Raw genomic sequence first — 25652 nt, 5'->3', positions numbered from 1 at the left:
CCGCTCCGCGGGCATGACGCGCTCAGTGAGAGCTCTGGCCCGGCCACCACGATCCCGCCTCCTGCCCGCAACTCGGGCCGGGTGCGGGGCCGCACGCACCGATGCCCAGCTCTCGCCACCCCCACAAGGCCAGGAGTCCAGGGATGCACCCGAACGGCTCAGCTTTGCTCCTCACGCCCACGCGGCGCCGTACGGTGGGCGTGGTCATTGCCGCCGTACTCGTCCTCGTCGGCGGCCTGTTGCTCGCCTACCCCGAACGGGCCGGCGCCGCCGCCGACCCCCTCATCTCGCGCGGCAGGACCGCCACCGCCTCCTCCGACGAAAGTTCCGAGTTCGGACCGCAGAACGCCTTCGACGGCGACCCGGCCACCCGCTGGGCGAGCGTCGAGGGCAAGGACCCGCAGTGGCTGGGCGTCGACCTCGGCGACGGTGCCGACGTCACGCGGGTGAAGCTCAGTTGGGAGGACGCGTACGCCAAGGCGTACCGGATCGAGATCTCAGCCGACGGCACCACCTGGACCCGGCTCGCCGACGAGACGGCCGGGGACGGCGGCACCGACGACTGGGCCTCCCTCTCCGGAAAGGGCCGCTACCTGCGCGTGTACGGCACCGCGCGCGGCACCGCCTACGGCTACTCGCTGTACGAGATGGAGGTGTACGGCACGCTCGGCAGCGAGCCCCCGCAGACCGGCGCCTTCACCGTGGTCGCCGCCGGTGACATCGCCGCCCAGTGCACCGCGTCCGACAGCGACTGCGCCCACCCCAAGACCGCGGCACTGGCCCAGAAGATCGACCCGAAGTTCTATCTGACGATGGGCGACAGCCAGTACGACGACGCCCGGATCGCCGACTTCCGCGCCTACTACGACAAGACCTGGGGCGCCTTCAAGGCCAAGACGCGCCCGGTGCCCGGCAACCACGAGACGTACGACCCCGCCGGGGCGCTGGCCGGCTACAAGGCGTACTTCGGGGCCATCGCGTACCCCCAGGGCAAGACCTACTACAGCTTCGACGAGGGCAACTGGCACTTCATCGCCCTCGACTCCAACTCCTTCGACAACAGCGCCCAGATCGACTGGCTCAAGGCCGACATCGCCAAGAACAGCAAGGCATGCATCGCCGCCTACTGGCACCACCCGCTCTACTCCTCGGGCGGACACGGCAACGACCCGGTCAGCAGGCCGGTCTGGAAGATCCTGTACGGGGCCAAGGCCGACCTCGTGCTCAACGGGCACGACCACCACTACGAGCGGTTCGCCCCGCAGAACCCCGACGGGAAGGCCGTCGCCGACGGGATCACCGAGATCGTCGGCGGCATGGGCGGCGCCGATCCCTACCCCATCGAGGAGGTCCAGCCCAACAGCCAGAAGCGGATCAGCGGTGAATACGGCGTCCTGAAGATGGACTTCACCGACTCCGGCTACAGCTGGAACTACGTCGGCACCGACGGCAAGACCAAGGACACCAGCCCGAAGTACACCTGCCACTGATGTACCTGGCGACCACAGGCCGCCGGGACGCGCCGGCCCCGCCCCGCACGGGCGGGGCGGGCCGGCACGTCCCCGGCACCGTCCTGGCACTCGGCACGGTCAGCCTCGTCACCGACATCTCCTCCGAGATGGTCACCGCGGTGCTGCCGCTCTACCTGGTCCTCGGACTCGGTCTCTCACCCCTCCAATTCGGCTTTCTGGACGGCCTGTTCAACGGCGCCGCCGCCGTCGTGCGACTGCTCGGCGGGTACGCCGCCGACCGCGGCCGCGGGCACAAACGGGTCGCCGGGCTCGGCTACGCCCTCTCCGCCCTCTCCCGGCTCGGCCTGCTGCTCGCGGGCGGCGCCACCGCCGGGATCGCGGCCGCCCTTGCCACCGACCGGGTCGGCAAGGGCATCCGTACGGCACCCCGCGACGCCCTGATCACCCTGAGCAGTCCGCCCGAGGCGCTCGGCCGGTCCTTCGGCGTGCACCGGGCGATGGACACCACGGGCGCGCTGCTCGGCCCGCTCGCCGCGTTCGCCCTGCTCTGGGCGACCGCCGACGCCTACGACGCGGTGTTCGTCGTCAGCTTCTGCGTCGGCCTGCTCGGGGTGCTGCTCCTCGTCCTGTACGTCCCCGGGCACCAGCCGGCACCGCTGCCCGTGATCCCGGCTCCCCGCAGGCGCAAGGCATTCGGGGCGCTCCGCGACCCCGCCTTCCGGCGGATTCTCGCAGCGGCCTCCCTGCTCGGCGCCGCCACCGTCGGCGACGCCTTCGTCTACCTCCTGCTCCAGCGCCGACTCGACCTCCCCGTCAGCTGGTTCCCGCTGCTGCCGCTCGGCGCCGCGGCCTGCTACCTGCTGCTGGCGATCCCGGCGGGCCGGATCGCGGACCGGGTCGGCCGACGGCTGCCGTTCCTGTACGGGCACCTCGCGCTGCTCGGCGTGTACGCCACGCTCCTCGCCCCGCTCGGCGGCCCGGCCCTGCTTCTCCTCGTACCTGTCCTCGTCCTGCTCGGCGTCTTCTACGCCACCACCGACGGGGTGCTGATGGCCCTCGCCGGACCCGTGCTGCCCGCCGACGGCAGGGCGGGCGGACTCGCCGTGCTCCAGACCGGCCAGGCGCTGGCCCGGATGCTCGCCGCGGCGGGCTTCGGCGCCGCCTGGACCCTGTGGGGACCGGGTCCCGCGCTGTGGGCGGCGATCACGGCCCTGCTCGTCGCCCTCGTGGGCGGCTGGACGCTGCTGCCGCGCAATCCCTCCGGCACCCCGGCCCCGGGAGCCCAGACCCCCGAAAGGCGGACCGCATGAGTGCCAGGTTCCCGAGTTCCGCGACCTCGCTCGGCCCCCGGGCCCGGATCGCCGTGGTGGTGGCCGCGGTGCTGCTCCTCGCGGGCGGCTCCGTCGGGTACGTGATGCACGCGCAGCAGCGGACGAAGGGCGAACGGACCGAGGCCGACGCCTCGTTCACTCTCGGCGGGCCCGCGCTCTACTTCCGGGACACGGCCACCGGGCGCGTCGCGCACCAGCCGCTCGCCGGCGCCCCCGGAGTCCGTACCGCGGGCGCCCGTACCTCCGGCGGCCCCGCCTGCGACCGGTTCTACGCCTCCGACGACGGCGCGCTCTGTCTGCGCGCCAAGCCCGGGGTGCTGCCGAAGACGTACGCGATCGTCCTCGACCGGCGGCTGCGCGAGAAGCGCCGGATCACCGTGCCGGGTGTTCCCACCCGCGCCCGGGTCTCCGTCTCCGGGCGGATGCTGTCCTGGACGGTGTTCGCGACCGGTGACTCGTACGCCACCACCTCCTTCTCCACCCGCACCGCCATCCTCGATCTGCGCACCGGCTACCTCATCAAGTCCATCGAGAACATTCCCCTCACCATCGACGGCGCCCGCTACCACGCCCCCGACGTCAACTACTGGGGCGTGACCTTCGCCCGCGACGACAACCGCTTCTACGCGACCGTCTCCACCAAGGGCCGCACCTACCTCGTCGAGGGGAACATGCGGGACTGGTCGGCGAAGGCGCTGCGGCAGAACGTCGAGTGCCCCTCCCTGTCGCCCGACAACACCCGGCTCGCCTTCAAGAAGAAGGTCTCCGACGACGCGGCCGCGCCCTGGCGGCTCTACGTCCTCGACCTGCGGACCATGCGCGAGACGCCGCTCGCGGAGGAGCACAGCGTCGACGACCAGGCGGCCTGGCTGGACGACGGCACGCTCGCCTACGCACTCCCGGGCGCGGGCGGCCGGGGAAGCGACATCTGGACCGTTCCGGCGGACGGGACGGGGGCGCCCCGCGTGGCCGTGAAGGGCGGGTCGTCACCGGTGGCGGTGGCGGCGGGCTGAGTGGGCCCCCGGGGCGAGGGCGAGGGGCGGCCGGTGTAGTGTGACGCATCCCCACCCGGGGACCGACCAAGGAGGTGAGACCCATTACCGCTGTATCAGGCTGGGTGCTCATCCCTCGCGAACGCGTGGTCGACCCGACATAGTCGACCGCGGAGCGCCCATCGGCTTTCCCGAAAGGCTCCGCACATGTCGGTTTCCGTCACACCGCTCGCCCTCTCCACCATCGTCACCGCTCTCCGCGCCGCCGGCTGCGTATTCGCCGAGGACGAGGCGGAGTTGATCGTCTCCACGGCCACCGGCCCCGCCGCGATCGCGGCCATGGTCGAACGGCGGGTCGCCGGACTTCCCCTGGAACATGTCCTCGGCTGGGCCGAGTTCAGCGGTCTGCGGATCGCCGTGGATCCCGGCGTCTTCGTACCCCGCCGCCGCACCGAGTTCCTGGTCCGGCAGGCCGCCGCCCTCGCCGGCCCCGGAGCGGTCGTCGTCGACCTGTGCTGCGGCTCGGGAGCCCTCGGCGCCGCGCTCGCCGCGACGCTGGGCCGGGCCGAACTCCACGCCGCGGACGTCGAACCCGCCGCCGTGCGATGCGCCCGCCGCAACATCGGCGACGCGGGCGAGGTGTACGAGGGCGACCTCTTCGAGCCGCTGCCCGGATCGCTGCGTGGCCGGGTGGAGATCCTGCTCGCCAATGTGCCGTACGTACCCACGGACGACGTCGAACTGCTCCCCCCGGAGGCCCGCATCCACGAACCGCGCGTGGCACTCGACGGGGGCATGGACGGCCTCGACGTCCTGCGCCGGGTCACCGCCGAGGCCCCGAGATGGCTGGCACCGGGCGGTCATCTGCTGGTCGAGACGAGCGAGCGGCAGGCGGCACGGGCCGAGGAGACCGTCGCCCGCAGCGGTCTGATCCCGCGTGTGGTCAGCTCCGACGAGCTGTACGCGACCGTCGTCATCGCGACCAGGCCCGGCCCGACGGATCCTTCGGACGGCTGAGACCCGGCGGCTGCCGGGCGCCGGGGCGCCGGGCCCGTGACGCGGTGGCGGTTCAGCTGAACCGCCACCGCGTCTGACTGAAACGGGCGCCCTTGCCGAAGCCGAAGGCCTTGCGGGGGCGCACCTGGAACACCAGCGCCGCATGTCCCGCGTTCACGAAGGTGCCGTCCCGGACGTCGAAGTGCCACTCCGGGCCGTACTTCGTCTCCCAGGCGGCGGCCAGCCGGTTCAGCCGGTCCGCGTCCGTCACCCGTACCGCCCGGCCCTCGACCACCACGTCGAGCCCCTCCGACATGGTGTTGCTGCCGGTCGTCAGCACCACCTCGGGGTTGGCGGCCAGATTCCGGGCCTTGCGCTCCTCGGCGCCGGTGGCGAAATGCAGCGCGGTGTCCGCCCACACCCCGATCAGCGGAGTGACGTGCGGGCGGCCGTCCGGGCGGACCGTGGACAGCCAGTACAGTTCCGCCCCGGTCAGCAGGTCCCTCGCGACCGACCAGGGGCAGGCCGTCGCGTTCTTGTCGCTGTAGTGGGCATCCAGCTCGGCGTATGGTTCGAATCCGGACATGAGGGCCTCCCGGTCTGGTCCTGGAAATGATCGTGCCCGCGAAGTGCGGACCGCGCACCCGCTCCGAATTCATCGGAGCGGGGCTAGGCTCGGAACGCTGGATGGTGTGTGAGCGGCGAGCGGGAGAGCACGGAATGACGACGGTGCCGGGGCGCAGGAGCAGCACGTTCACCCGACTGCTGCGGCACGGTTTCACCGACCCCTCAGCCGCCGAGCGCCTCCTCGACCTGCCCGAACTGTCGTCGGTGCGCTCCGACCCGGTGCTCCTCGAAGCCCTCGGCGCCACCGCCGACCCCGATCTGGCCCTGCGCGGGCTCGTCCGGCTGGTGGAGGCCGAGGAGGCGGACGAGCGGCAGATGCTGCTGGACACGCTCGTCACCGCGAAACCGCTGCGGGACCGGCTGCTCGGGGTGCTCGGCGCGTCCGAGGCGCTCGGTGACCACCTCGCCCGTCACCCCCGCGACTGGCAGGCCCTCGTCACCTACGAGGCCACCGATCTGCACCCCGGCGTGGCCGAATTCGAGCAGGGTCTCGCCGGGGCCGACGACCCCGACTCGCTGCGCGTCTCCTACCGCCGGTGCCTGCTGTCGATAGCGGCCCGTGACGTGTGCGGCACGACCGACGTCGCGGAGGCCGCCGCCGAACTGGCCGATCTGGCCACCGCGACCCTGCGGGCGGCGCTCGCCATCGCCCGTACGGCCGCACCCGCCGATGCCGCCCGGTGCCGGCTCGCCGTCATCGCGATGGGCAAGTGCGGCGGGCACGAGCTGAACTACGTCTCCGACGTCGACGTCATCTTCGTCGCCGAACCGGTCGACGGCTTCGAGGAGAGCGCGGCCGTGCAGGCCGCCGCCCGACTGGCCGCGCACATGATGCGGATCTGTTCCGACACGACCGTCGAGGGCACCATCTGGCCCGTCGACGCCAACCTCCGCCCCGAGGGCCGCAACGGCCCCCTGGTGCGGACGCTGTCCTCGCATCTCGCGTACTACCAGCGCTGGGCCAAGACCTGGGAGTTCCAGGCACTGCTCAAGGCCCGGCCGGTGGCCGGCGACCCCGAGCTCGGCGCGGAGTACGTCGACGCCGTCTCGCCGCTCGTATGGCAGGCCGCGGACCGCGAGAACTTCGTCCCCGACGTGCAGAAGATGCGCCGCCGCGTCGTCGACAACATCCCCGCCGACCGCGTCGACCGCGAGATCAAGCTCGGCCCCGGCGGGCTGCGGGACGTCGAGTTCGCCGTACAGCTGCTCCAGCTGGTGCACGGCCGCAGCGACGCCACCCTGCGCAGCGGCACCACGCTGGAGGCCCTGCGCGCGCTCGCCGAGGGCGGCTACGTGGGACGCGTGGACGCCGTGCAACTGGACGACGCCTACCGCTTCCTGCGCGCCATGGAACACCGCATCCAGCTCTACCGGCTGCGCCGCACCCATCTGGTCCCGGAGGACGCACCGGATCTGCGGCGGCTCGGCCGTTCCCTCGGGATGCGCACGGACCCGATCGCCGAGCTCAACCAGGCGTGGAAGCGGCACGCGTCCGTGGTACGGCGGCTGCACGAGAAGCTGTTCTACCGGCCGCTGCTCGACGCCGTCGCCCAGCTCGCGCCGGGTGAGTCCCGGCTCAGTGCGAAGGCGGCCGGGCACCGGCTCGAAGCGCTCGGCTACGCCGATCCGGCCGCCGCGCTCCGGCACCTGGAGGCGCTGTCCTCCGGGGTGTCCCGCAAGGCCGCCATCCAGCGCACCCTGCTGCCGGTGCTGCTCGGCTGGTTCGCGGACTCCGCGGACCCGGACGCCGGGCTGCTCGGCTTCCGCAAGGTGTCCGACGCACTCGGCAAGACCCCCTGGTACCTGCGGCTGCTGCGCGACGAGGGCGCCGCCGCGGAGAACCTCGCCCGGGTGCTGTCGGCCGGCCGGCTCGCCCCCGACCTGCTGCTGCGTGCCCCGGAGGCGGTGGCGATCCTCGGTGACCCGCAGGGGCTGCGGCCGCGCACCCGGGAGCACCTGGAGCAGGAGGTGCTGGCCGCGGTGGGGCGCTCGGAGGGCGCCGAGTCCGCCGTCGCGGTGGTGCGCGGAGTGCGCCGGCGCGAACTGTTCCGGACCACGGCCGCGGACCTCATCGGCTCGTACGGTACGGAGGAGAGCCCCGCAGAGGAGGACCCGGGGGCCCTGGTCGACCGGGTGGGCAACGCCGTCACCGACCTGAACGCCGTCACGATCGCGGGCGCCCTGCGCGCCGCCGTGCGCGAACAGTGGGGGGACATCCTCCCCACCCGGTTCGCGGTCATCGGCGTGGGCCGTTTCGGCGGCCACGAGCTCGGCTACGGCTCCGACGCCGATGTGCTGTTCGTCCACTCGCCGCGCGAGGGAGTCGACGAGCAGGAGGCGGGCCGGGCCGCGAACGCGGTGGTCGCCGAGATGCGCCGACTGCTGCAACTGCCCACCGCCGACCCGCCGTTGATCATCGACGCGGATCTCAGGCCGGAGGGCAAGAGCGGACCGCTGGTGCGTACGCTGGCGTCGTACAAGGCCTACTACCGGCGCTGGTCGCTGGTCTGGGAGAGCCAGGCGCTGCTGCGCGCCGAGCCGGTCGCGGGCGAGGCGGAACTCGGCCGTGAGTTCATCGAGTTGATCGATCCGCTGCGCTATCCCATGGAGGGCCTGGGGGAGGACGCGGTCCGCGAGATCCGGCGCCTGAAGGCCCGGATGGAGTCCGAGCGGCTGCCGCGCGGCGCGGATCCGACACTCCACACCAAGCTGGGGCGCGGCGGGCTGAGCGATGTCGAGTGGACGGTCCAGCTGATGCAGATGCAGCACGGCTGGGTGGAGCCGGGGTTGCGGACGACGCGCACCCGCGAGGCGCTGGCCGCGGCCTGCGCGGCGGAGCTGATCTCCGGCGAGGACGCGCAGACGCTGGACGAGGCGTGGGTACTGGCGACGCGGGTCCGCAACGCGGTGATGCTGGTACGCGGCCGGCCGGGCGACACGTTCCCATCGGGGCCGCGTGAACTCACCGCCGTCGGGCGGTACTTGGGGTATGAGCCGGGGCATGTCGGGGACATGCTGGACGACTACCGGCGGATCACCCGGCGGGCGCGGGCGGTGGTGGAGGAGCGGTTCTACGGGGCGTGATGCGGGCCGCGCACCGGCGTCACCGCGCTGCACAGACGCGCACCGGCGTCACCGCGCCGCGCACCAGGGCTGCCGGACAGGCCCTACGCCTCCGTCGCCTCCAACAGCGTGCGGCAGTGCCCGATGAACGCGCCCAGCGCCGGCTCGAACGCCGCGTCCGCCCGGCCCGTGCCCACCGCGGCCAGCGCCTCGGCGAGGCGCGGTGTCGTGTTGTCGTCCGGGAGCTCCCACATCGTCTCCGGGGCCGCCAGGTCCAGCGCCGAACCCAGGAGCAGGTTCTCCAGCGCGGTGATCACCGTCATCACCTCGGCCATCGCGAAGCCGACGCCCAGCAGCAGCCGGACCGCGTGCTCGTACTGCTCCAGGACCTTCGACGCGCACAGCCACCCCGTCCGGGGCCTGGAGATGGCCACCGGCACGGACCTCACCACCGTCCGCGACCTCGACCAGCTGCGCGCCGCCCTGGCAGCGGCCGAACGGACCGAGGGGTGGATCGTCGCCTGGGGCCTGGACCACAACGCCTTCGGCGGCCGGCCCGTCGACCGGGCCCTCATCGAGGACGCCATCGGCGGCGCCCCCGCCTTCATCCGGCTCTACGACGGGCACTCCGCCCTGGCCGGCGGCGCGGCCCTGGAACGCGCCGGGGTCACGGGCCCTCGCGGTCGAGGGCGGCACCGCGTGGCTGGAGCACGCCGACTGCCACGGGGAGGGCACCGAGGCGTTCTGGCCGGACCCCCAGGCGTACACCGCCGCCGTCCACCATCTGCACCACGCCGGGGTGCGCACCGCCACGCACGCCATCGGGGACGCCGCCGTGCGGCATGTGCTGGACACAGTGGAGGCGCTGGGGGAGAGAGGCCGGCTCCGCCACCGCATCGAGCACATCGAGACCGTGCCGAACGGCCTGGCCGCCCGGTTCGCCGCGCTCGGGGTGATCGCCTCGATGCAGCCCACGCACACCGCGTGCACCCGCGCCGACCACAGCGACGAGCGGGCCGGGCGGGCCTGGCGCTGCCGGGACCTGCGCGACGCCGGGGCGTACCTGGCGCTGGGCTCGGACCGGCCGATCGCCCACTACGACGTGCGGCAGGTGCTGGCCACGGCCCGGCTGCGGCGGCTGTCGCGGGCGGACGGGCGGAGGCGTCCTCAGCGGCGGCCGGCCGCCGCTGAGGACGCCTCCGGGCGCCGGGTCCGGATCGGCGCACCCGCGGACAGGCCCGCCAGCCGTGCCCTCCCGCGCGACAGCGGCACCCGCTTGGTGAGGTGGTGCGGCAGCGAGCCGTACCAGGCGTACGAGACGGCGTAACCGAAGGTCAGGCACGTCATGCCGCCCAGCGCGTCCAGCCAGAAGTGGTTGGCGGTCGACACGATGACGACCAGGGTGACCGTCGGGTAGAGCAGGCCCAGGATGCGCGCCCAGGGCGCGGAGGCCAGCGCGAAGACGGTCAGGCCGCACCAGAGCGACCAGCCGATGTGTATCGACGGCATCGCCGCGTACTGGTTCGACATGTTCTTGAAGTTGCCCGAGGCCATCGAACCCCAGGTCTGATGGACCAGTACGGTGTCGATGAAGTGGCCGCCGTTCATCAGACGGGGCGGCGCCAGCGGATACAGGTAGTAACCGAGCAGCGCCACGCCCGTGGTCGCGAACAGGGCCAGCCGGGCCGCCGCGTAACGGCCGGGGTGAAAGCGGAACAGCCACACCAGCACACAGACGGTGACGACGAAGTGCAGTGTCGCGTAGTAGTAGTTCATCGAGACGATCAGCCATGTCATGGAATTCACCGCGTGGTTGACCGCCTGCTCCACGGCGATGCCCAGGTACTTCTCCGCCGACCAGATCCAGTCGGCGTTGCGCAGGGCCTCGGTCCGCTGTTCCGGGACGGCGTTGCGCACCAGTGAGTACACCCAGTAACTGGCCGCGACGAGCAGGATTTCGAACCAGATGCGTGGCCGGCGGGGGGAGCGCAGGGAACGCAGTCTCGCCGGGCTGCTGTTGCGCCGTCCGGTGTTCCGCTTCGGGTTCGCCGCAGGGGCCGCCTCGTCCACGATGGGTGACGGGGTGGCCTCCGACCGGCCTTCCTTCGATGTCACGCTCAATTCACCCATAGGCACAGAGTCTGCCAGAAATTGCCCCTCCGCCCGATCATCCTCCGGTCGGGTCCGGGTTGCACATCAGTGCGTGGTGGAACTGCGCGTCAGGAGCGGTCGTGGGATCCTGGGTCGGTCAGGCGGTGGCGGCCCGAGCGGGCCCGGGGCCCGCGGCCGTTGAACCGCGAACGACCAGTTCGGGCATGAAGACGAACTCGCTGTGCGGGGCGGGTGTGCCGCCGATCTCCTCCAGGAGCGTGCGCACGGCGGCCTGGCCCATCGCCGTCACCGGCTGACGGATCGTGGTCAGCGGCGGATCGGTGAACGCTATGAGCGGCGAATCGTCGTAACCGACCACCGACAGATCGCGCGGCACCTGCATCGACAGCCGCCGTGCGGCCCGGATCGCGCCGAGCGCCATCATGTCGCTCGCGCACACCACCGCCGTACAGCCCCGCTCTATCAGCGCGGACGCCGCGGCCTGTCCACCCTCCAGGGTGAACAGCGAATGCTGGATCAGTTCCTCCACCGCGTCCGGCGCGAGGCCCAACTGGTCCTGCATCGTGGTGTGGAAGCCCTCGATCTTGCGCAGGACCGGCACGAACCGCTTCGGGCCGACCGCCAGGCCGATCCGCTGATGCCCCAGCGACACCAGGTGCGTCACCGCGAGCCGCATCGCCGCCCGGTCGTCCGGAGAGATGAACGGCGCCTGGACCTTGGGCGAGAAGCCGTTGACCAGGACGAACGGGACACCCTTGGCGCGCAGTTGCTCATAGCGCTGCATATCGGCCGAGGTGTCGGCGTGCAGCCCGGAGACGAAGATGATGCCCGAGACGCCGCGGTCGACCAGCATCTCGGTCAGCTCGTCCTCGGTGGAGCCGCCGGGGGTCTGGGTCGCCAGCACCGGCGTGTAGCCCTGCCGCGTCAGCGCCTGGCCGATGACCTGGGCCAGGGCGGGGAAGATGGGGTTCTCCAGCTCGGGCGTGATCAGGCCGACCAGTCCCGCGCTGCGCCTGCGCAGCCGTACGGGCCGTTCGTAGCCGAGAACGTCGAGCGCGGCGAGAACGGATTCGCGGGTGGCCGCTGCAACACCGGGCTTGCCGTTCAGTACACGGCTGACCGTCGCTTCGCTGACCCCCGCCTGAGTTGCGATATCGGCAAGCCGTGCGGTCATGGAAGTGGACTGTACCGGGCGTGTGTCGGATTGCCCACCATGCGCATGAATCGGCCGACCGCGCCCGTGCGGCGGCCCGGGATGGATTCCCGGCAAAATCTTGCAAGGTCTTGCGAACCGGTTCTGCGGACGGCGGTCGGATCGTCGCACCGCACGGGCCGAGGGCTGTGGCCTGCCGTTGCCAGCGTGCGACGTAGGCCGTCAAGAGGCTTGACGGCAACCGTGAGGACACGCGAATGTAACGATCGCCGGGACTTGCAGAAATCTTCCGCAAACTCTTTCGGCGTTCTTTCATCCTTGTTACGTTCACGTCGACCCGGCGCCGCGACGGAGCGGTACGGCAGTTGAAGGAGTTCAGATGCGACGTGGCATAACGGCCACCGCCCTGGTCGCGGCCCTGGCGCTCGCGGCGACCGCCTGCGGCAGCGACAGCGAGTCCGACGGCACGAGCAAGAGCTCGGGCGAGCTCTCCGGCACCGTGACGTGGTGGGACACCTCCACCGCGGGCAGCGAGGACAAGGTCTTCAAGAAGATCGCCGAGGACTTCACCAAGAAGCACCCGAAGGTCCAGGTCAAGTACGTCAACGTGCCCTTCGGTGACGCGCAGAACAAGTTCAAGAACGCGGCCCAGTCCGGCTCCGACGCCCCCGATGTCATCCGCTCCGAGGTCGCCTGGACCCCCGAGTTCGCCGACCTCGGCTACCTGGCCCCGCTCGACGGCACCGCCGCGCTGAAGAACTCGGACGACTTCCTCAAGCAGGCCGCCGCGTCCACCAAGTACAAGGACAAGACGTACGCGGTGCCGCAGGTCATCGACTCCATGGGCATCTTCTACAACAAGAAGATCTTCAAGGAGGCCGGTGTCGAGGTCCCCGAGACCGTCGACGAGCTGAAGACCGTCTCCAAGAAGATCAAGGACAAGACCGGCAAGACCGGTATGTACCTGCGCGGCGACGACGCGTACTGGTTCCTCTCCTTCCTGTACGGCGAGGGCGGCGACATGGTCGACGCCTCCACCAAGTCCGTCACCATCGACAACCCCGAGGGCGTCAAGGCGATGAAGGTCGTCAAGGACCTCGTCGACTCGGGCGCCGCCAAGACCGATGCCACGGACGGCTGGGAGAACATGCAGGCGTCCTTCAAGGACGGCAAGGTCGCCATGATGATCAACGGCCCGTGGGCCGTCGCCGACACCTACGCCGGCAAGGAGTTCAAGGACAAGGCCAACCTGGGCATCGCCCCGGTCCCGGCCGGCTCCGCCGCGCAGGGCGCCCCGCAGGGCGGTCACAACCTGGCCGTCTACGCCGGCTCCAAGAACCTCGACGCCTCCTACGCGTTCGTCGACTACATGACCTCCGCGGAGACCCAGGCCAAGGTCACCAAGGAGCTGAGCCTCCTGCCGACCCGCACCTCCGCCTACGCCAGGCAGGACGTCGTCGACAACGAGATCGTCGGCTTCTTCAAGCCCGTCGTCGAGACCGCCGTCGAGCGCCCCTGGATCCCGGAGACCGGCAGCCTCTTCGCCCCGCTCGTCACCGAGTACACCAAGGTCCTCACCGGCCAGACCACGCCGGAGAAGGCCACGAAGACGACCGGCGACTCCTACCGCAAGCTCCTTAAGGGCTGGAAGTAACAGGAAGGCAGGCCGGCTGATGGCTGTCCACACCAGCCAGTCGGTGGCGAAGGCCGCGGGCGACGTCGTCGCCCGCGGCCGGAGCCGCGGTACTGGAAACCCCCCGCCGCCGAGCAGGCTCCGACGGGCCCTGTCGACCCACTGGTACGCCTGGACCATGGTCGCCCCGGTCGTCGTCGTGATCGGCGTGATCATCGGCTATCCGCTGGTCCGCGGCATCTACCTGTCGCTGACCGACGCCAACGAGCGCAACGTCGAACGGTCCATCGGTGTCAACCACATTCCCGCCACGTACGAGTTCGTGGGTCTGGACAACTACACCGACGCCCTCACGGGCGATCAGTTCCTCGGCACGCTCGGCTGGACCCTGGTGTGGACGGTCTCCTGCGTGACCATCACCTTCTGCCTCGGGATGGCCCTCGCCAACATCCTCAACCGCCGCATCGCCGGCCGCTCCGCGTACCGGATGGCGCTCATCCTGCCCTGGGCCATCCCCGGCTTCGTCTCCGTCTTCGCCTGGCGCTTCCTCTACAACGAGGACCGCGGGCTGCTCAACAAGATCCTCTCCGGCGGCGGGATCGACGGCATACCGTGGCTGAACGACCCCACCTGGGCGAAGTTCTCCGTCATCGCCGTCAACGTCTGGCTCGGCGTGCCGTTCATGATGGTCGCCCTGCTCGGCGGACTGCAGTCGATCCCCAGCGAGCACTACGAGGCCGCCGAGATGGACGGCGCCACCGCCTGGCAGCGGTTCCGCCACATCACGCTGCCCGGACTGCGGCCGGTCTCCACCACGGTGATCCTGCTCTCCACCATCTGGACCTTCAACATGTTCCCGGTGATCTTCCTGCTGACCCGCGGCGGACCCGGTGAGGCCACCCAGATCCTGGTCACCCAGGCGTACAAGTTCTCCTTCGAGATCAGCCCGCGCGACTTCGCGCAGTCCTCCACCTGGGGCGTACTGATCCTCGTACTCCTGCTGATCTTCGCCGCCGTCTACCGGCGAGTCCTGCGCACCCAGGGAGACGACTGGTGACCACCGCCCCCGCAACCACCGCCCCGGCCACCGTCGCCGGGCCCGCCGCGCGCAAGGTCCGGCTGCGCGGCGAGCGTTCGCCGATCGCTTCCGTCGGGCTGCACCTGACGCTCATCGTGGCGTCCGTGATCGCCGTCTTCCCCGTGCTGTGGGTCCTGCTCACCTCGCTGAAGCCCGCCGCGTACGCGACCACCACGGACTTCTTCAAAGAGACGACGTTCGAGAACTACACGAACCTGATCCAGAACACGAAGTTCCTCACCTGGTTCGGCAACTCCCTGCTCGTCGCGGGGCTCACCACGCTTCTCGGCGTCATCATCTCCGCCTCCACCGGCTACGCCGTCAGCCGCTTCCGGTTCCCCGGCAAGCGTGGGCTGATGTGGACACTCCTGGTCACCCAGATGTTCCCGGTCGCCGTCCTCATCGTGCCGATCTACAACATCATGGCGGGCATGGGGCTGCTGAATCAGCCGGCCGGCCTCGTCATCACCTACCTCACCATCTCGGTGCCGTTCTGTGCCTGGATGATGAAGGGCTTCTTCGACACCATCCCGCGCGAGATCGACGAGTCGGGCCAGGTCGACGGCCTCACCCCGTTCGGCACGTTCTGGCGGCTCATCCTGCCGCTCGCCAAGCCCGGCCTCGCCGTCACCGCGTTCTACTCCTTCATCACCGCGTGGGGCGAAGTGGCGTACGCCTCCGCCTTCATGGTCGGCGAGGACAACCTCACCCTCGCGGGCGGACTGCAGCTCTTCGTCAACCAGTACGGGGCCCAGTGGGGGCCGATGACCGCCGCGTCCGTGCTGATCGCGATACCCGCGGCCCTGGTCTTCCTCTTCGCCCAGCGTCACCTGGTCACCGGCATGTCCGCCGGAGCCGTCAAGGGCTGAGGTCCACGACAGCAGCACGACCCGCACGCACCAAGTCACGGCGGCCGCCGGTGTTCCGACCCGGTCCCGGCGCCGCTTCCCACCCAGACACCTCAGGGATGACATGACCCAGCACCTCGCTGCCCCCTCCACCGGCACGTCCGGCGACGCTCCGGCCCACCAGACCGGCTGGTGGCAGGACGCGGTGATCTACCAGGTCTATCCACGGAGCTTCGCCGACGGCAACGGCGACGGCATGGGCGATCTCGCAGGCGTACGCGGCAGACTCCCGTACCTCAAGAACCTCGGTGTGGACGCGGTCTGGCTCAGCCCGTTCTACTCGTCCCCGCAGGCCGACGCGGGCTACGACGTCGCCGACTACCGTGCCATCGACCCGATGTTCGGCACCCTGCTGGACGCCGACGCGCTGATCCGGGACGCCCATGACCTGGGCCTGCGGATCATCGTGGACCTGGTGCCCAACCACTCCTCGGACCAGCACGAGTGGTTCAAGCGCGCCCTCGCCGAGGGTCCCGGCTCCGCGCTGCGCGAGCGTTACCACTTCCGCCCCGGCAAGGGTGCGGAAGGCGAACTGCCGCCCAACGACTGGGAGTCCATCTTCGGCGGCCCCGCCTGGACCCGGACCACCGACCCGGACGGCACCCCGGGCGACTGGTACCTCCACCTCTTCGCGCCCGAGCAGCCCGACTTCAACTGGGAACACCCGGCCGTCGCCGACGAGTTCCGCTCGATCCTGCGCTTCTGGCTCGACATGGGCGTCGACGGCTTCCGGGTCGACGTCGCCCACGGCCTCGTCAAGGCCGCCGGCCTGCCCGACCTCGGCAGCCACGACCAGCTCAAGCTGCTCGGCAACGACGTCATGCCGTTCTTCGACCAGGACGGGGTGCACGAGATCTACCGCTCGTGGCGCACCATCCTCGACGAGTACCCCGGCGACCGGATCGCCGTCGCCGAGGCATGGACCCCCACCGTCGAGCGCACCGCCAACTACGTCCGCCACGACGAGATGCACCAGGCGTTCAACTTCCAGTACCTCTCCACGGCCTGGGACGCGGCCGAGCTCCGCAAGGTCATCGACACCTCGCTCGACGCGATGCGTCCGGTCGGCGCCCCCACCACCTGGGTGCTCTCCAACCACGACGTGACCCGGCACACCACCCGGTTCGCCAACCCGCCCGGCCTCGGCACCCAGATCCGTGAGGCCGGCGACCGCGAGCTGGGCCTGCGCCGGGCCCGCGCCGCCACCGTGCTGATGCTGGCACTGCCCGGCTCCGCGTACGTCTACCAGGGCGAGGAGCTCGGCCTGCCCGACGTCACCGACCTGCCCGACGAGGCCCGTCAGGACCCGTCGTTCTTCCGCGCCGAGGGCCAGGACGGCTTCCGTGACGGCTGCCGGGTGCCGATCCCGTGGACCCGCGACGGCAGCTCGTACGGCTTCGGCGACGGCGGCAGCTGGCTGCCGCAGCCCACGGGCTGGGGCGAGCTCTCCGTGGAGGCGCAGACCGGCGTGGAGGGCTCGACCCTGGAGCTGTACCGGTCCGCGATCGCCGCCCGCCGGGCACACCCGGGGCTCGGCGCCGGAACCTCGGTGGAGTGGCTCCAGGCCCCCGAGGGGCTGCTGATCTTCGCCCGCCCCGGCTTCGTCTGCACCGTCAACACGACGGGCCGCCCGGTGCGCATCCCGGTACGCGGCACCGTCCTGCTGTCCAGCAGCCCGGTCGTCACCGACGGCGCCGAGATCGAGCTGCCCGCGGACACCACGGTGTGGTGGACGGTGTGACCGTCCCCCTGCCCAGGGCCGGCGCGCCGAGACTCTCGGACATCGCCGGCCAGGCAGCGGTCAGCGAGGCGACCGTCAGCCGGGTGCTCAACGGGAAACAGGGCGTCGCGGACCCCACGCGTCAGCGGGTGCTCGCCGCGCTGGACATCCTCGGCTACGAACGCCCCGTGCGGCTGCGCAGGCGCAGCGCCGGGCTGATCGGGCTGGTGACGCCCGAGCTCACCAACCCGATCTTCCCGGCGTTCGCGCAGTCCGTCGAGCAGGTGCTGGCCGGGCACGGCTACACCCCGGTGCTCTGCACCCAGCTGCCCGGCGGCGCCACCGAGGACGAACTCGTCGAGCAGCTCGTCGAGCGCGGCGTCGGCGGGATCGTCTTCATCTCCGGGCTGCACGCCGACATGTCGACCGACCCGGCCCGGTACGCCGCACTCACCGAACGCGGTGTGCCGTTCGTCCTGATCAACGGCTACAACGAACGGATCAGCGCCCCGTTCGTCTCGCCCGACGACTCCGCCGCCGTGCGGATGGCCGTCGGGCACCTCGCCGACCTCGGCCACAGCAGGGTCGGCCTGGCGATCGGGCCGCAGCGCTACGTGCCGTCCCGGCGGAAGCGCGAGGGGTTCCTCGACGCCGCCGTGAACCTGCTGGGCCTGGACCGCGCCGAGGCCGAACTCCTCGTCTGCCCCACGCTGTTCAGCGTCGAGGGCGGCCAGGTCGCGGCAGGTGCGCTGCTCGACCAGGGGTGCACGGGCATCGTCTGCGGCAGCGACCTGATGGCGCTGGGCGTGGTGCGTGCGGCCCGGGAGCGCGGGCTCGGCGTGCCGCGCGACGTGTCGGTGGTGGGCTTCGACGACTCGCAGCTGATCGCGTTCACCGATCCGCCGCTGACGACGGTGCGTCAGCCCGTACAGGCGATGGCGGCGGCAGCGGTGAGCGCCCTGCTGGAGGAGATCGCCGGCAGCCCGGTGCAGCGTACGGAGTACGTGTTCCAGCCGGAGCTGGTGGTACGGGGATCGACCGCGGCAGTCAGGCCCTGAGGCCCGCTGGGCTGTCCGGGCGTACAGGAGAGGCACCGGGAGCCGGCCCTGAATGGGCCTGCGGGGAGTGAGCGACTCCGGGTGCCTCTCTTGTCCGTGACCGGCCCGGCCGGCCGGGCGCGTGGGGTCCGGGGTCACCGGAACCCCCGGCCGACCGGACCGGAGTCTGGAGCAATTTAACAGTGCTGCAATGTCTTGCGTAAGTCCTTGCAGGAAGAAAACCGCCGTATTTCCTGGATGTGAGCGGGCGGTGTCCAAAGGGTTGACCGGAACCTGACGGGCTCGTACGGTCTCCACCACACCAAGGTTTGCATTCTTGCAGCAAGAACCTTCAGGAGCCTTGAAGGCAGGGCGCGTTGCCACGTGAGGCTGCACCGTCACCCGCATTTCCCCCCACCGCAGGAGGAAACATGGCACGCAGACCACTGTCCGCGGCGCTCGCCCTGGCAGCAGGCGCCGCCGCCCTCGTGGCCCCCACCACGACCGCCCAGGCAGCCACCCCCGGAGACAAGGACGTCACCGCCGTCCTCTTCGAGTGGAAGTTCGACTCCGTGGCCAGGGCCTGTACGGACTCCCTCGGCCCGGCCGGCTACGGCTACGTACAGGTCTCGCCGCCCCAGGAGCACATCCAGGGCAGCCAGTGGTGGACCTCGTACCAGCCCGTCAGCTACAAGATCGCCGGACGGCTCGGCGACCGCGCCTCCTTCGCCGCCATGGTCAGTACCTGCCACGCCGCCGGCGTCAAGGTCGTCGCGGACTCCGTCATCAACCACATGTCGGCCGGATCGGGCACCGGCACCGGCGGCTCCTCGTACACCAAGTACGACTACCCCGGGGTGTACTCCGCGGCCGACATGGACGACTGCACCGCGCAGATCAGCAACTACCAGGACCGTGCCAACGTCCAGAACTGCGAACTCGTCGGCCTCGCCGACCTGGACACCGGCGAGGACTACGTACGCGGCCGGATCGCCGCCTACCTCGACGACCTGCGCTCCCTGGGCGTGGACGGCTTCCGCATCGACGCCGCCAAGCACATGCCCGCCGCCGACCTGGCGAACATCAAGTCACGGCTGAGCGACCCGGGCGTCTACTGGAAGCAGGAGGCGATCCACGGCGCGGGCGAGGCCGTCTCGCCCGACGAGTACACCGGCACCGGGGACGTCCAGGAATTCCGCTACGGCCGCGGCCTCAAGCAGGTCTTCAACAACGAGAACCTCGCCTATCTGAAGAACTACGGCGAGGGCTGGGGCTTCATGCCGTCGTCGAAGGCCGCGGTCTTCGTCGACAACCACGACACCGAGCGCGGCGGCGACACACTGAACTACAAGGACGGCGCGAACTACACGCTCGCCAATGTCTTCATGCTGGCCTGGCCGTACGGCTCGCCCGACGTCCACTCCGGCTACGAGTGGTCCGACAAGGACGCCGGCCCGCCCAACGGCGGCACGGTGAACGCCTGTTACAGCGACGGCTGGAAGTGCCAGCACTCCTGGCGCGAGATCTCCTCCATGGTCGGCTTCCGCAACACCGCACGCGGCGAGGCCGTCACCGACTGGTGGGACGACGGCGGCGACCGGATCGCGTTCGGGCGCGGCTCCAAGGCGTACGTGGCGATCAACCACGAGGGCTCCTCGCTGACCCGTACGTTCCAGACCTCGCTGCCCGCCGGTGACTACTGCGACATCCAGTCCGGCAACGGCGTCACGGTGAACGGCTCGGGCCAGTTCACCGCGACCCTGGGCGCGAACACGGCGGTGGCGCTCCAGGTGAACGCCCGTAGCTGCGCGGCCACCGGCTGACCTCGGCGCCCGTCCCGCGCCCGTGCGGCGACCGGGGGCGGGGGCGTACCAGGGCGATCCCCGCAGGACGACGCAGTAATAGGACGGCTCACTCGCGGTGCCGGACGAGTCTGCGCCGTCCGAGGAGACGCCCAGATGGGCCCCCGCCCCCACCCCGCCACCCGACAGGCCCGCCCACCCCCGAGAACCCCCGCCCGCACACAAGGAGACCCAGCCCGTGTCCCGTTCCACCCTCAGACGTGGAGCCGTCGCCGCACTCTGCGCGGCGCTCCTCCCCGTCGTCCCGGCGGCATCCGCGTCGGCCGCGCCGAGACCCCCGGGCTCGCCCTCGGATGCCCGGCTGGCCGCCGAACCCGCACGTCACGACCTGACGCGCGAACAGTTCTACTTCGTCTTGCCGGACCGGTTCGCCAACGGCGACACCGCCAACGACCGTGGCGGACTGACCGGTTCGCGCTCGGAGACCGGCTTCGACCCCACGGACAAGGGCTTCTACCAGGGCGGCGACCTCAAGGGCCTGACCGACCGGCTCGACTACATCAAAGGCCTCGGCACCACCGCCATCTGGCTCGCCCCGATCTTCAAGAACCGCCCCGTCCAGGGCACCGGCAAGGACGCCTCGGCCGGCTACCACGGCTACTGGATCACCGACTTCACCCGGGTCGACCCGCACTTCGGGACCAACGCCGACCTGTCGAAGCTGATCGACAAGGCCCACGCCAAGGGCATGAAGGTCTTCTTCGACGTCATCACCAACCACACCGCGGACACCGTCGACTACGCCGAGAAGGCCTACGGCTACCGGCCGAAGGGCGCCTACCCGTACCTGGACAAGGACGGCCGCCCCTTCGACGACGGCAAGGGCCTGGCGAAGGTGGACGCGGACTCGTTCCCGTACACACCGAAGAACACCGGGAACAAGGTCCCGTCCTGGCTCAACGACCCGACGATGTACCACAACCGCGGCGACTCGACCTTCGCCGGTGAGTCCGCCGAGTACGGCGACTTCTCCGGGCTGGACGATCTGTGGACCGAACGGCCCGAGGTCGTCTCCGGCATGGCGAAGATCTACGAGAAGTGGGTCCGCGACTTCGACATCGACGGCTTTCGGATCGACACCGTCAAACACGTCGACCTGGACTTCTGGACCCAGTGGGCGACGGCCCTGGACACCTACGCGGCCAAGCGCGGCCGCAAGGACTTCTTCATGTTCGGCGAGGTCTACTCCGCCGACACCGCGATCACCTCGCCCTACGTCACCCGGGGCCGGCTCGACGCGACGCTCGACTTCCCGTTCCAGGAAGCGGCCAGGCAGTACGCCTCGCAGGGCGCCCCGGCCCCGAAGCTCGCCGCCGTCTTCGGCGACGACTACCGGTACACCACCGACAAGGCCAACGCCTACGAACAGGTGACCTTCCTCGGCAACCACGACATGGGCCGCATCGGCGCGTTCCTGAGGCAAGACAACCCGAAGGCCGACGACGCGGAACTCGTCAGGCGCGCGGAGCTCGCCAACGAGCTGATGTTCCTCGGCCGCGGCAACCCCGTCGTCTACTACGGCGACGAGCAGGGCTTCACCGGCGCGGGCGGCGACCGGGACGCCCGGCAGACCATGTTCGCCTCGAAGACCGCCGACTACCTCGACGACGACGAACTCGGCACCGACCGCACCCACGCCGCAGACGCGTACGACACGAAGCACCCCCTGTACCGGAACATCGCCGAGCTCTCCGAACTCACCGGGAAGAACCCGGCGCTGCGCGACGGCGTCCAGACCGAACGCTACGCGGAAGGCTCCGTCTACGCCTTCTCCCGCACGGACCCCGAGAAGCCCTACGAGTACCTCGTAGCCACCAACAACGGCACCGCCCCGAAGACCGTCGAGCTGCCCACCGCATCCGCCGACATGAACTTCCGTACCCTGTACGGAAGTTCTTCGACCCTCCGCAGCGGCGCCGACAAGAAGGTCATCGTCACCGTGCCGGCCCTCTCCAGCCTCGTGCTGCGCGCCGAGAAGCCGATGGGCGCCCCGGCCACCAAGCCGGCCATCACCCTGAAGGCCCCCGCCGCCGGGGCCACCGGCACCGTCGAGGTCTCCGCCGACGTCGACGGCGGACAGCTGAACCGCGTCGTGTTCGCCGCGCAGACCGGCAACGGGAAGTGGGTCACGCTCGGTTCCGCCGACCACGCCCCGTACAAGGTCACCCAGCACCTGGACGACAAGGTGGCCGCCGGAACACCGCTGCGCTACAAGGCGGTCGTCGTCGACCGCGCCGGACGCACCGCGAGCGCCCTCGCCTCGACGACCGCCGGACAGGCCCCCGCCGACGCGAAGCCCGTGGCCGTCCAGCGCGACTACGCCGTCGTCCACTACAAGCGCGCGGACGGCGACTACGAGGGCTGGACGCTCAAGTCCGGTGACCGTACGGCGCAGTTCACCGGCCGCGACGCCTACGGAGCCTTCGCCTGGCTGAAGCTCGACGAGGGCGCGTCCACCGTCCCGTACACCGTCGAGAAGGACGGCACCACCGACGGGCCGCAGCGCACCGTCGAACTCGCGAAGACCGGGCAGGTCTGGATCGAGCAGGGCAAGGACGGCCAGGCCGACACGGCCCCCGACGGCGCCTACCCGCCGCAGGACACCACGAAGGCCGTACTGCACTACTACCGGCCCGACGGCGACTACGAAGGCTGGGGGCTGCACACCTGGACCGGCGCCAAGGACCCCACCGACTGGGCCAAGCCACTCCAGCCGGTGAAGAAGGACGCCTCCGGCGTCACCTTCGAGGTGCCGCTCACCGACGGCGCCACCTCGCTCAGCTACATCCTGCACAAGGGCGACGAGAAGGACCTCCCCAGCGACCAGTCGCTCGACCTCGCCACCTACGGGCACGAGGTCTGGATGCTCGGCGGTACGCCGGGCTACCTGCTGCCCCAGGCCGGCGGCGTGCCCAAGCCCGACCTCAGCAAGGCCGAGGCGCAGTGGATCGACGCCGACACCGTCGTATGGAAGGTGAAGGCCACCGGCGCCACCAGCCAGCAGCTCGTCCACGCGAAGGACGGCCCCGTCTCCGTGGTCGACGGGGCGCTCTCCGACGAGGGCCAGTGGCTGCGGCTCACCCCGTCCGCGCTGACCGACGCGCAGAAGGCGAAGCACCCGAACCTCAAGGACTACCCGGCGTTCACCGTCGACGTCCGGGACCGGGACAGGGTCCGTGACGCGCTGCGCGGCCAGCTGATCGCCACCCAGCGCGCCGCCAACGGAGCCCTGCTCGCCGCCACCGGCGTACAGAGCGCGGGCGTGCTCGACGACCTGTACGGGAAGAACGCGGCCACCGCCTCGCTCGGCCCGGTCTTCGACCACCGCGGCCGCCCGACCCTGTCCGTGTGGGCGCCCACCGCCCGTACCGTGGCCCTGGAGCTCGAGGGCAGGAGCGTCCCGATGCGGCGCGACGACCGCACCGGCGTCTGGTCCGTCACGGGCACCAAGAACTGGACGGGCAAGCCCTACCGCTACACGGTGGACGTCTGGGCGCCCACCGTCCAGAAGTTCGTCACCAACAAGGTCACCGACCCGTACTCCACCGCCCTGACCACCGACTCCGCGCGCAGCCTCGTCGTCGACCTCGACGCCCCGGGCCTCGCGCCGAAGGGCTGGTCCGGGCTGACGAAGCCCGCCGCCGTCCCGCTGCGCGACGCCCAGATCCAGGAGCTGCACATCCGCGACTTCTCGATCGCGGACCGCACCTCGAAGCACCCCGGCGAGTACCTCGCCTTCACCGACACCGGCTCCGACGGGATGAAGCACCTCAAGCGGCTCGCGGACTCCGGCACGAGCTACGTCCATCTGCTGCCCGCCTTCGACATCGGCACCATCCCCGAGAAGAAGTCCGCACAGCAGAAGCCGGCCTGCGACCTGTCCGTGTACGCCCCCGACTCCGAGGAGCAGCAGGCCTGCGTGGCGAAGGCCGCCGCGAAGGACGGGTTCAACTGGGGCTACGACCCGCTGCACTACACCGTTCCCGAGGGCAGCTACGCCTCCGACCCGGACGGCACCCGGCGCACCGTCGAGTTCCGGCAGATGGTGCAGGGGCTGAACGGTGCGGGGCTGCGGACCGTCATGGACGTCGTCTACAACCACACCGTCGCCTCCGGCCAGGACGACAAGTCCGTGCTCGACCGGATCGTGCCCGGCTACTACCAGCGGCTGCTGGACGACGGCACCGTCGCCACCTCCACCTGCTGCGCCAACACCGCCCCCGAGAACACCATGATGGGCAAGCTGGTCGTCGACTCGGTCGTCACCTGGGCCAAGGAGTACAAGGTCGACGGCTTCCGCTTCGACCTGATGGGCCACCACCCCAGGGCCAACATCCTCGCCGTCCGCGAGGCGTTGGACGCGCTGACCGTGGCGAAGGACGGTGTCGACGGGAAGAAGATCATCCTGTACGGGGAGGGCTGGAACTTCGGCGAGATCGCCGACGACGCCCGCTTCGTCCAGGCCACGCAGAAGAACATGGCCGGCACCGGCATCGCGACCTTCTCCGACCGGTCCCGCGACGCCGTCCGCGGCGGCAGCCCCTTCGACGAGGACCCGGGCGTACAGGGCTTCGCCACCGGTCTCTACACCGACCCCAACACCTCTGCCGCCAACGGGACGGAGGCCGAACAGAAGGCCCGGCTGCTCCACTACCAGGACCTGATCAAGGTCGGCCTCACCGGCAACCTCGCCGACTTCACCTTCACCGACTCCGCCGGAAACACGGTCAAGGGGTCCGGCGTCGACTACAACGGCGCCCCCGCCGGATACGCCGCGGCCCCCGGCGACGCCCTCGCCTACGCGGACGCCCACGACAACGAGTCGCTGTACGACGCGCTCGCCTTCAAGCTCCCGGCGGGCACCTCGGCGGCCGACCGGGCCCGCATGCAGGTCCTGGCCATGGCGACGGCCACCCTCTCGCAGGGGCCCTCGCTCTCCCAGGCGGGCACCGACCTGCTGCGCTCCAAGTCCCTGGACCGCAACTCGTACGACAGCGGCGACTGGTTCAACGCCCTGCACTGGGACTGCCGCGACGGCAACGGCTTCGGCCGCGGACTGCCGCCGGCCGCCGACAATGAGTCCAAGTGGTCCTACGCGAAGCCGTTGCTGGCCGACGCCGCGCTCCGCCCCGGCTGCGCGCAGATCGACGCCGCGTCCGCCGCGTACCGGGACCTGCTCACCATCCGCTCCACGGAGCAGGACTTCGGGCTCGCCACCACCGAGCAGGTGCAGTCCGCCCTGTCCTTCCCGCTCTCCGGGAAGGACGAGACACCGGGCGTGATCACCATGCGGCTCGGGAAGCTGGTGGTCGTCCTCAACGCGGCCCCCGGCACCGAGACCCAGACGGTTCCCGGGCTGGCGGGGAAGGGGTACGCACTGCACCCGGTCCAGGCAGCGGGCGCGGATTCTACTGTCAAGAAGTCCACGTATGAGGGGAGTTCGGGAAGATTCACCGTCCCGGGACGTACGGTGGCGGTGTTCTCCCTGAGTTGAGCCAGGACAGGGCTAGGTTGGGAGGCAGCAGCCGTCGGGGAATGCCGCAGCACCGCACCCCCGGCGCGCCCTCCCACCCCCGGCCGGTCCCGGCCCCTTTCTCCGGCACGCCAGGCGTCCCCGCATGCCTGTGCCGCACCGGAACCAGGGTCCGGGACCGGCCGGTCCACCTGT

The 25652-nt window shown here is 70.8% G+C and carries 14 protein-coding genes and 2 pseudogenes; 13 read left to right on the top strand and 3 right to left on the bottom strand.

Annotated features, from left to right (window positions below):
- Positions 1 to 143 precede the first annotated feature (143 nt).
- From OG978_RS12175 to OG978_RS12160, 4 genes are all read left to right on the top strand, one after another.
- The gene (locus OG978_RS12175) at positions 144 to 1490 is read left to right on the top strand and encodes a discoidin domain-containing protein (protein ID WP_326765234.1); all 1347 of its coding nucleotides are present in this window, start codon (positions 144 to 146) and stop codon (positions 1488 to 1490) included.
- Positions 1490 to 2782 (top strand): MFS transporter, encoded by a 1293-nt coding sequence (locus OG978_RS12170; protein WP_326765233.1) that lies wholly within the window; start codon positions 1490 to 1492, stop codon positions 2780 to 2782. Before OG978_RS12175 ends, OG978_RS12170 begins: the two co-directional genes overlap by 1 nt.
- The gene (locus OG978_RS12165; protein WP_326765232.1) at positions 2779 to 3816 is read left to right on the top strand and encodes a TolB family protein; all 1038 of its coding nucleotides are present in this window, start codon (positions 2779 to 2781) and stop codon (positions 3814 to 3816) included. The genes OG978_RS12170 and OG978_RS12165 overlap by 4 nt, the downstream gene beginning before the upstream one ends.
- A 186-nt stretch (positions 3817 to 4002) precedes the next feature.
- A complete protein-coding gene (locus tag OG978_RS12160) occupies positions 4003 to 4812 on the top strand; it encodes a putative protein N(5)-glutamine methyltransferase (protein WP_326765231.1) in 810 nt (269 codons plus the stop codon).
- A gap of 52 nt (positions 4813 to 4864) precedes the next feature.
- On the opposite strand, the gene OG978_RS12155 is transcribed toward OG978_RS12160, so the two are convergent.
- On the bottom strand, positions 4865 to 5377 hold the full coding sequence (locus tag OG978_RS12155) for a pyridoxamine 5'-phosphate oxidase family protein (RefSeq protein WP_326765230.1): 513 nt from the start codon (positions 5375 to 5377) through the stop codon (positions 4865 to 4867).
- Positions 5378 to 5511: 134 nt separating this feature from the next.
- Here OG978_RS12155 and OG978_RS12150 point away from each other — a divergent pair, with 134 nt between their 5' ends.
- Together OG978_RS12150 and OG978_RS12140 are read left to right on the top strand one after the other, a co-directional pair.
- A complete protein-coding gene (locus OG978_RS12150; protein ID WP_326765229.1) occupies positions 5512 to 8502 on the top strand; it encodes a bifunctional [glutamine synthetase] adenylyltransferase/[glutamine synthetase]-adenylyl-L-tyrosine phosphorylase in 2991 nt (996 codons plus the stop codon).
- 123 nt (positions 8503 to 8625) lie between these two features.
- A pseudogene (locus OG978_RS12140) lies at positions 8626 to 9610 on the top strand (amidohydrolase family protein); the annotation flags it as partial.
- Positions 9611 to 9648: 38 nt separating this feature from the next.
- Here the strand turns inward: OG978_RS12140 and OG978_RS12135 are convergent.
- Together OG978_RS12135 and OG978_RS12130 are read right to left on the bottom strand one after the other, a co-directional pair.
- Positions 9649 to 10551 carry a phosphatase PAP2 family protein gene (locus OG978_RS12135; protein WP_442817830.1) on the bottom strand — a complete coding sequence of 301 codons (903 nt, stop codon included), beginning with the start codon at positions 10549 to 10551 and terminating at the stop codon, positions 9649 to 9651.
- A gap of 178 nt (positions 10552 to 10729) precedes the next feature.
- Positions 10730 to 11767: a LacI family DNA-binding transcriptional regulator gene (locus OG978_RS12130; RefSeq protein WP_326765227.1), complete on the bottom strand. Its 1038-nt coding sequence runs from the start codon at positions 11765 to 11767 to the stop codon at positions 10730 to 10732.
- A gap of 358 nt (positions 11768 to 12125) precedes the next feature.
- On the opposite strand from OG978_RS12130, the gene OG978_RS12125 reads away from it, so the two are divergent.
- The 7 genes and pseudogenes from OG978_RS12125 to pulA all read left to right on the top strand — a co-directional run bounded on the left by OG978_RS12125 (position 12126) and on the right by pulA (position 25478).
- A complete protein-coding gene (locus tag OG978_RS12125; protein ID WP_326765226.1) occupies positions 12126 to 13400 on the top strand; it encodes an extracellular solute-binding protein in 1275 nt (424 codons plus the stop codon).
- A gap of 19 nt (positions 13401 to 13419) precedes the next feature.
- The gene (locus OG978_RS12120; protein WP_326765225.1) at positions 13420 to 14436 is read left to right on the top strand and encodes a carbohydrate ABC transporter permease; all 1017 of its coding nucleotides are present in this window, start codon (positions 13420 to 13422) and stop codon (positions 14434 to 14436) included.
- Positions 14430 to 15326, top strand: a complete 897-nt coding sequence (locus tag OG978_RS12115; protein WP_442817829.1) for a sugar ABC transporter permease — start codon at positions 14430 to 14432, stop codon at positions 15324 to 15326. Before OG978_RS12120 ends, OG978_RS12115 begins: the two co-directional genes overlap by 7 nt.
- 103 nt (positions 15327 to 15429) lie before the next feature.
- Entirely contained in the window at positions 15430 to 17106 is a 1677-nt protein-coding gene (locus OG978_RS12110) for a glycoside hydrolase family 13 protein (RefSeq protein ID WP_326765223.1), read from the top strand.
- On the top strand, positions 17091 to 18143 hold the full coding sequence (locus OG978_RS12105; RefSeq protein ID WP_326765222.1) for a LacI family DNA-binding transcriptional regulator: 1053 nt from the start codon (positions 17091 to 17093) through the stop codon (positions 18141 to 18143). The genes OG978_RS12110 and OG978_RS12105 overlap by 16 nt, the downstream gene beginning before the upstream one ends.
- Before the next feature lie 410 nt (positions 18144 to 18553).
- Positions 18554 to 19942: pseudogene (locus OG978_RS12100) on the top strand (alpha-amylase); the annotation flags it as partial.
- A 220-nt stretch (positions 19943 to 20162) separates the two neighbouring features.
- Positions 20163 to 25478: a pullulanase-type alpha-1,6-glucosidase gene (pulA, locus tag OG978_RS12095; RefSeq protein ID WP_326765221.1), complete on the top strand. Its 5316-nt coding sequence runs from the start codon at positions 20163 to 20165 to the stop codon at positions 25476 to 25478.
- Positions 25479 to 25652 lie beyond the last annotated feature (174 nt).

This window comes from Streptomyces sp. NBC_01591, assembly GCF_035918155.1.
Lineage (GTDB): Bacteria > Actinomycetota > Actinomycetes > Streptomycetales > Streptomycetaceae > Streptomyces.
This window is presented reverse-complemented; position numbering and strand designations above follow the sequence as displayed.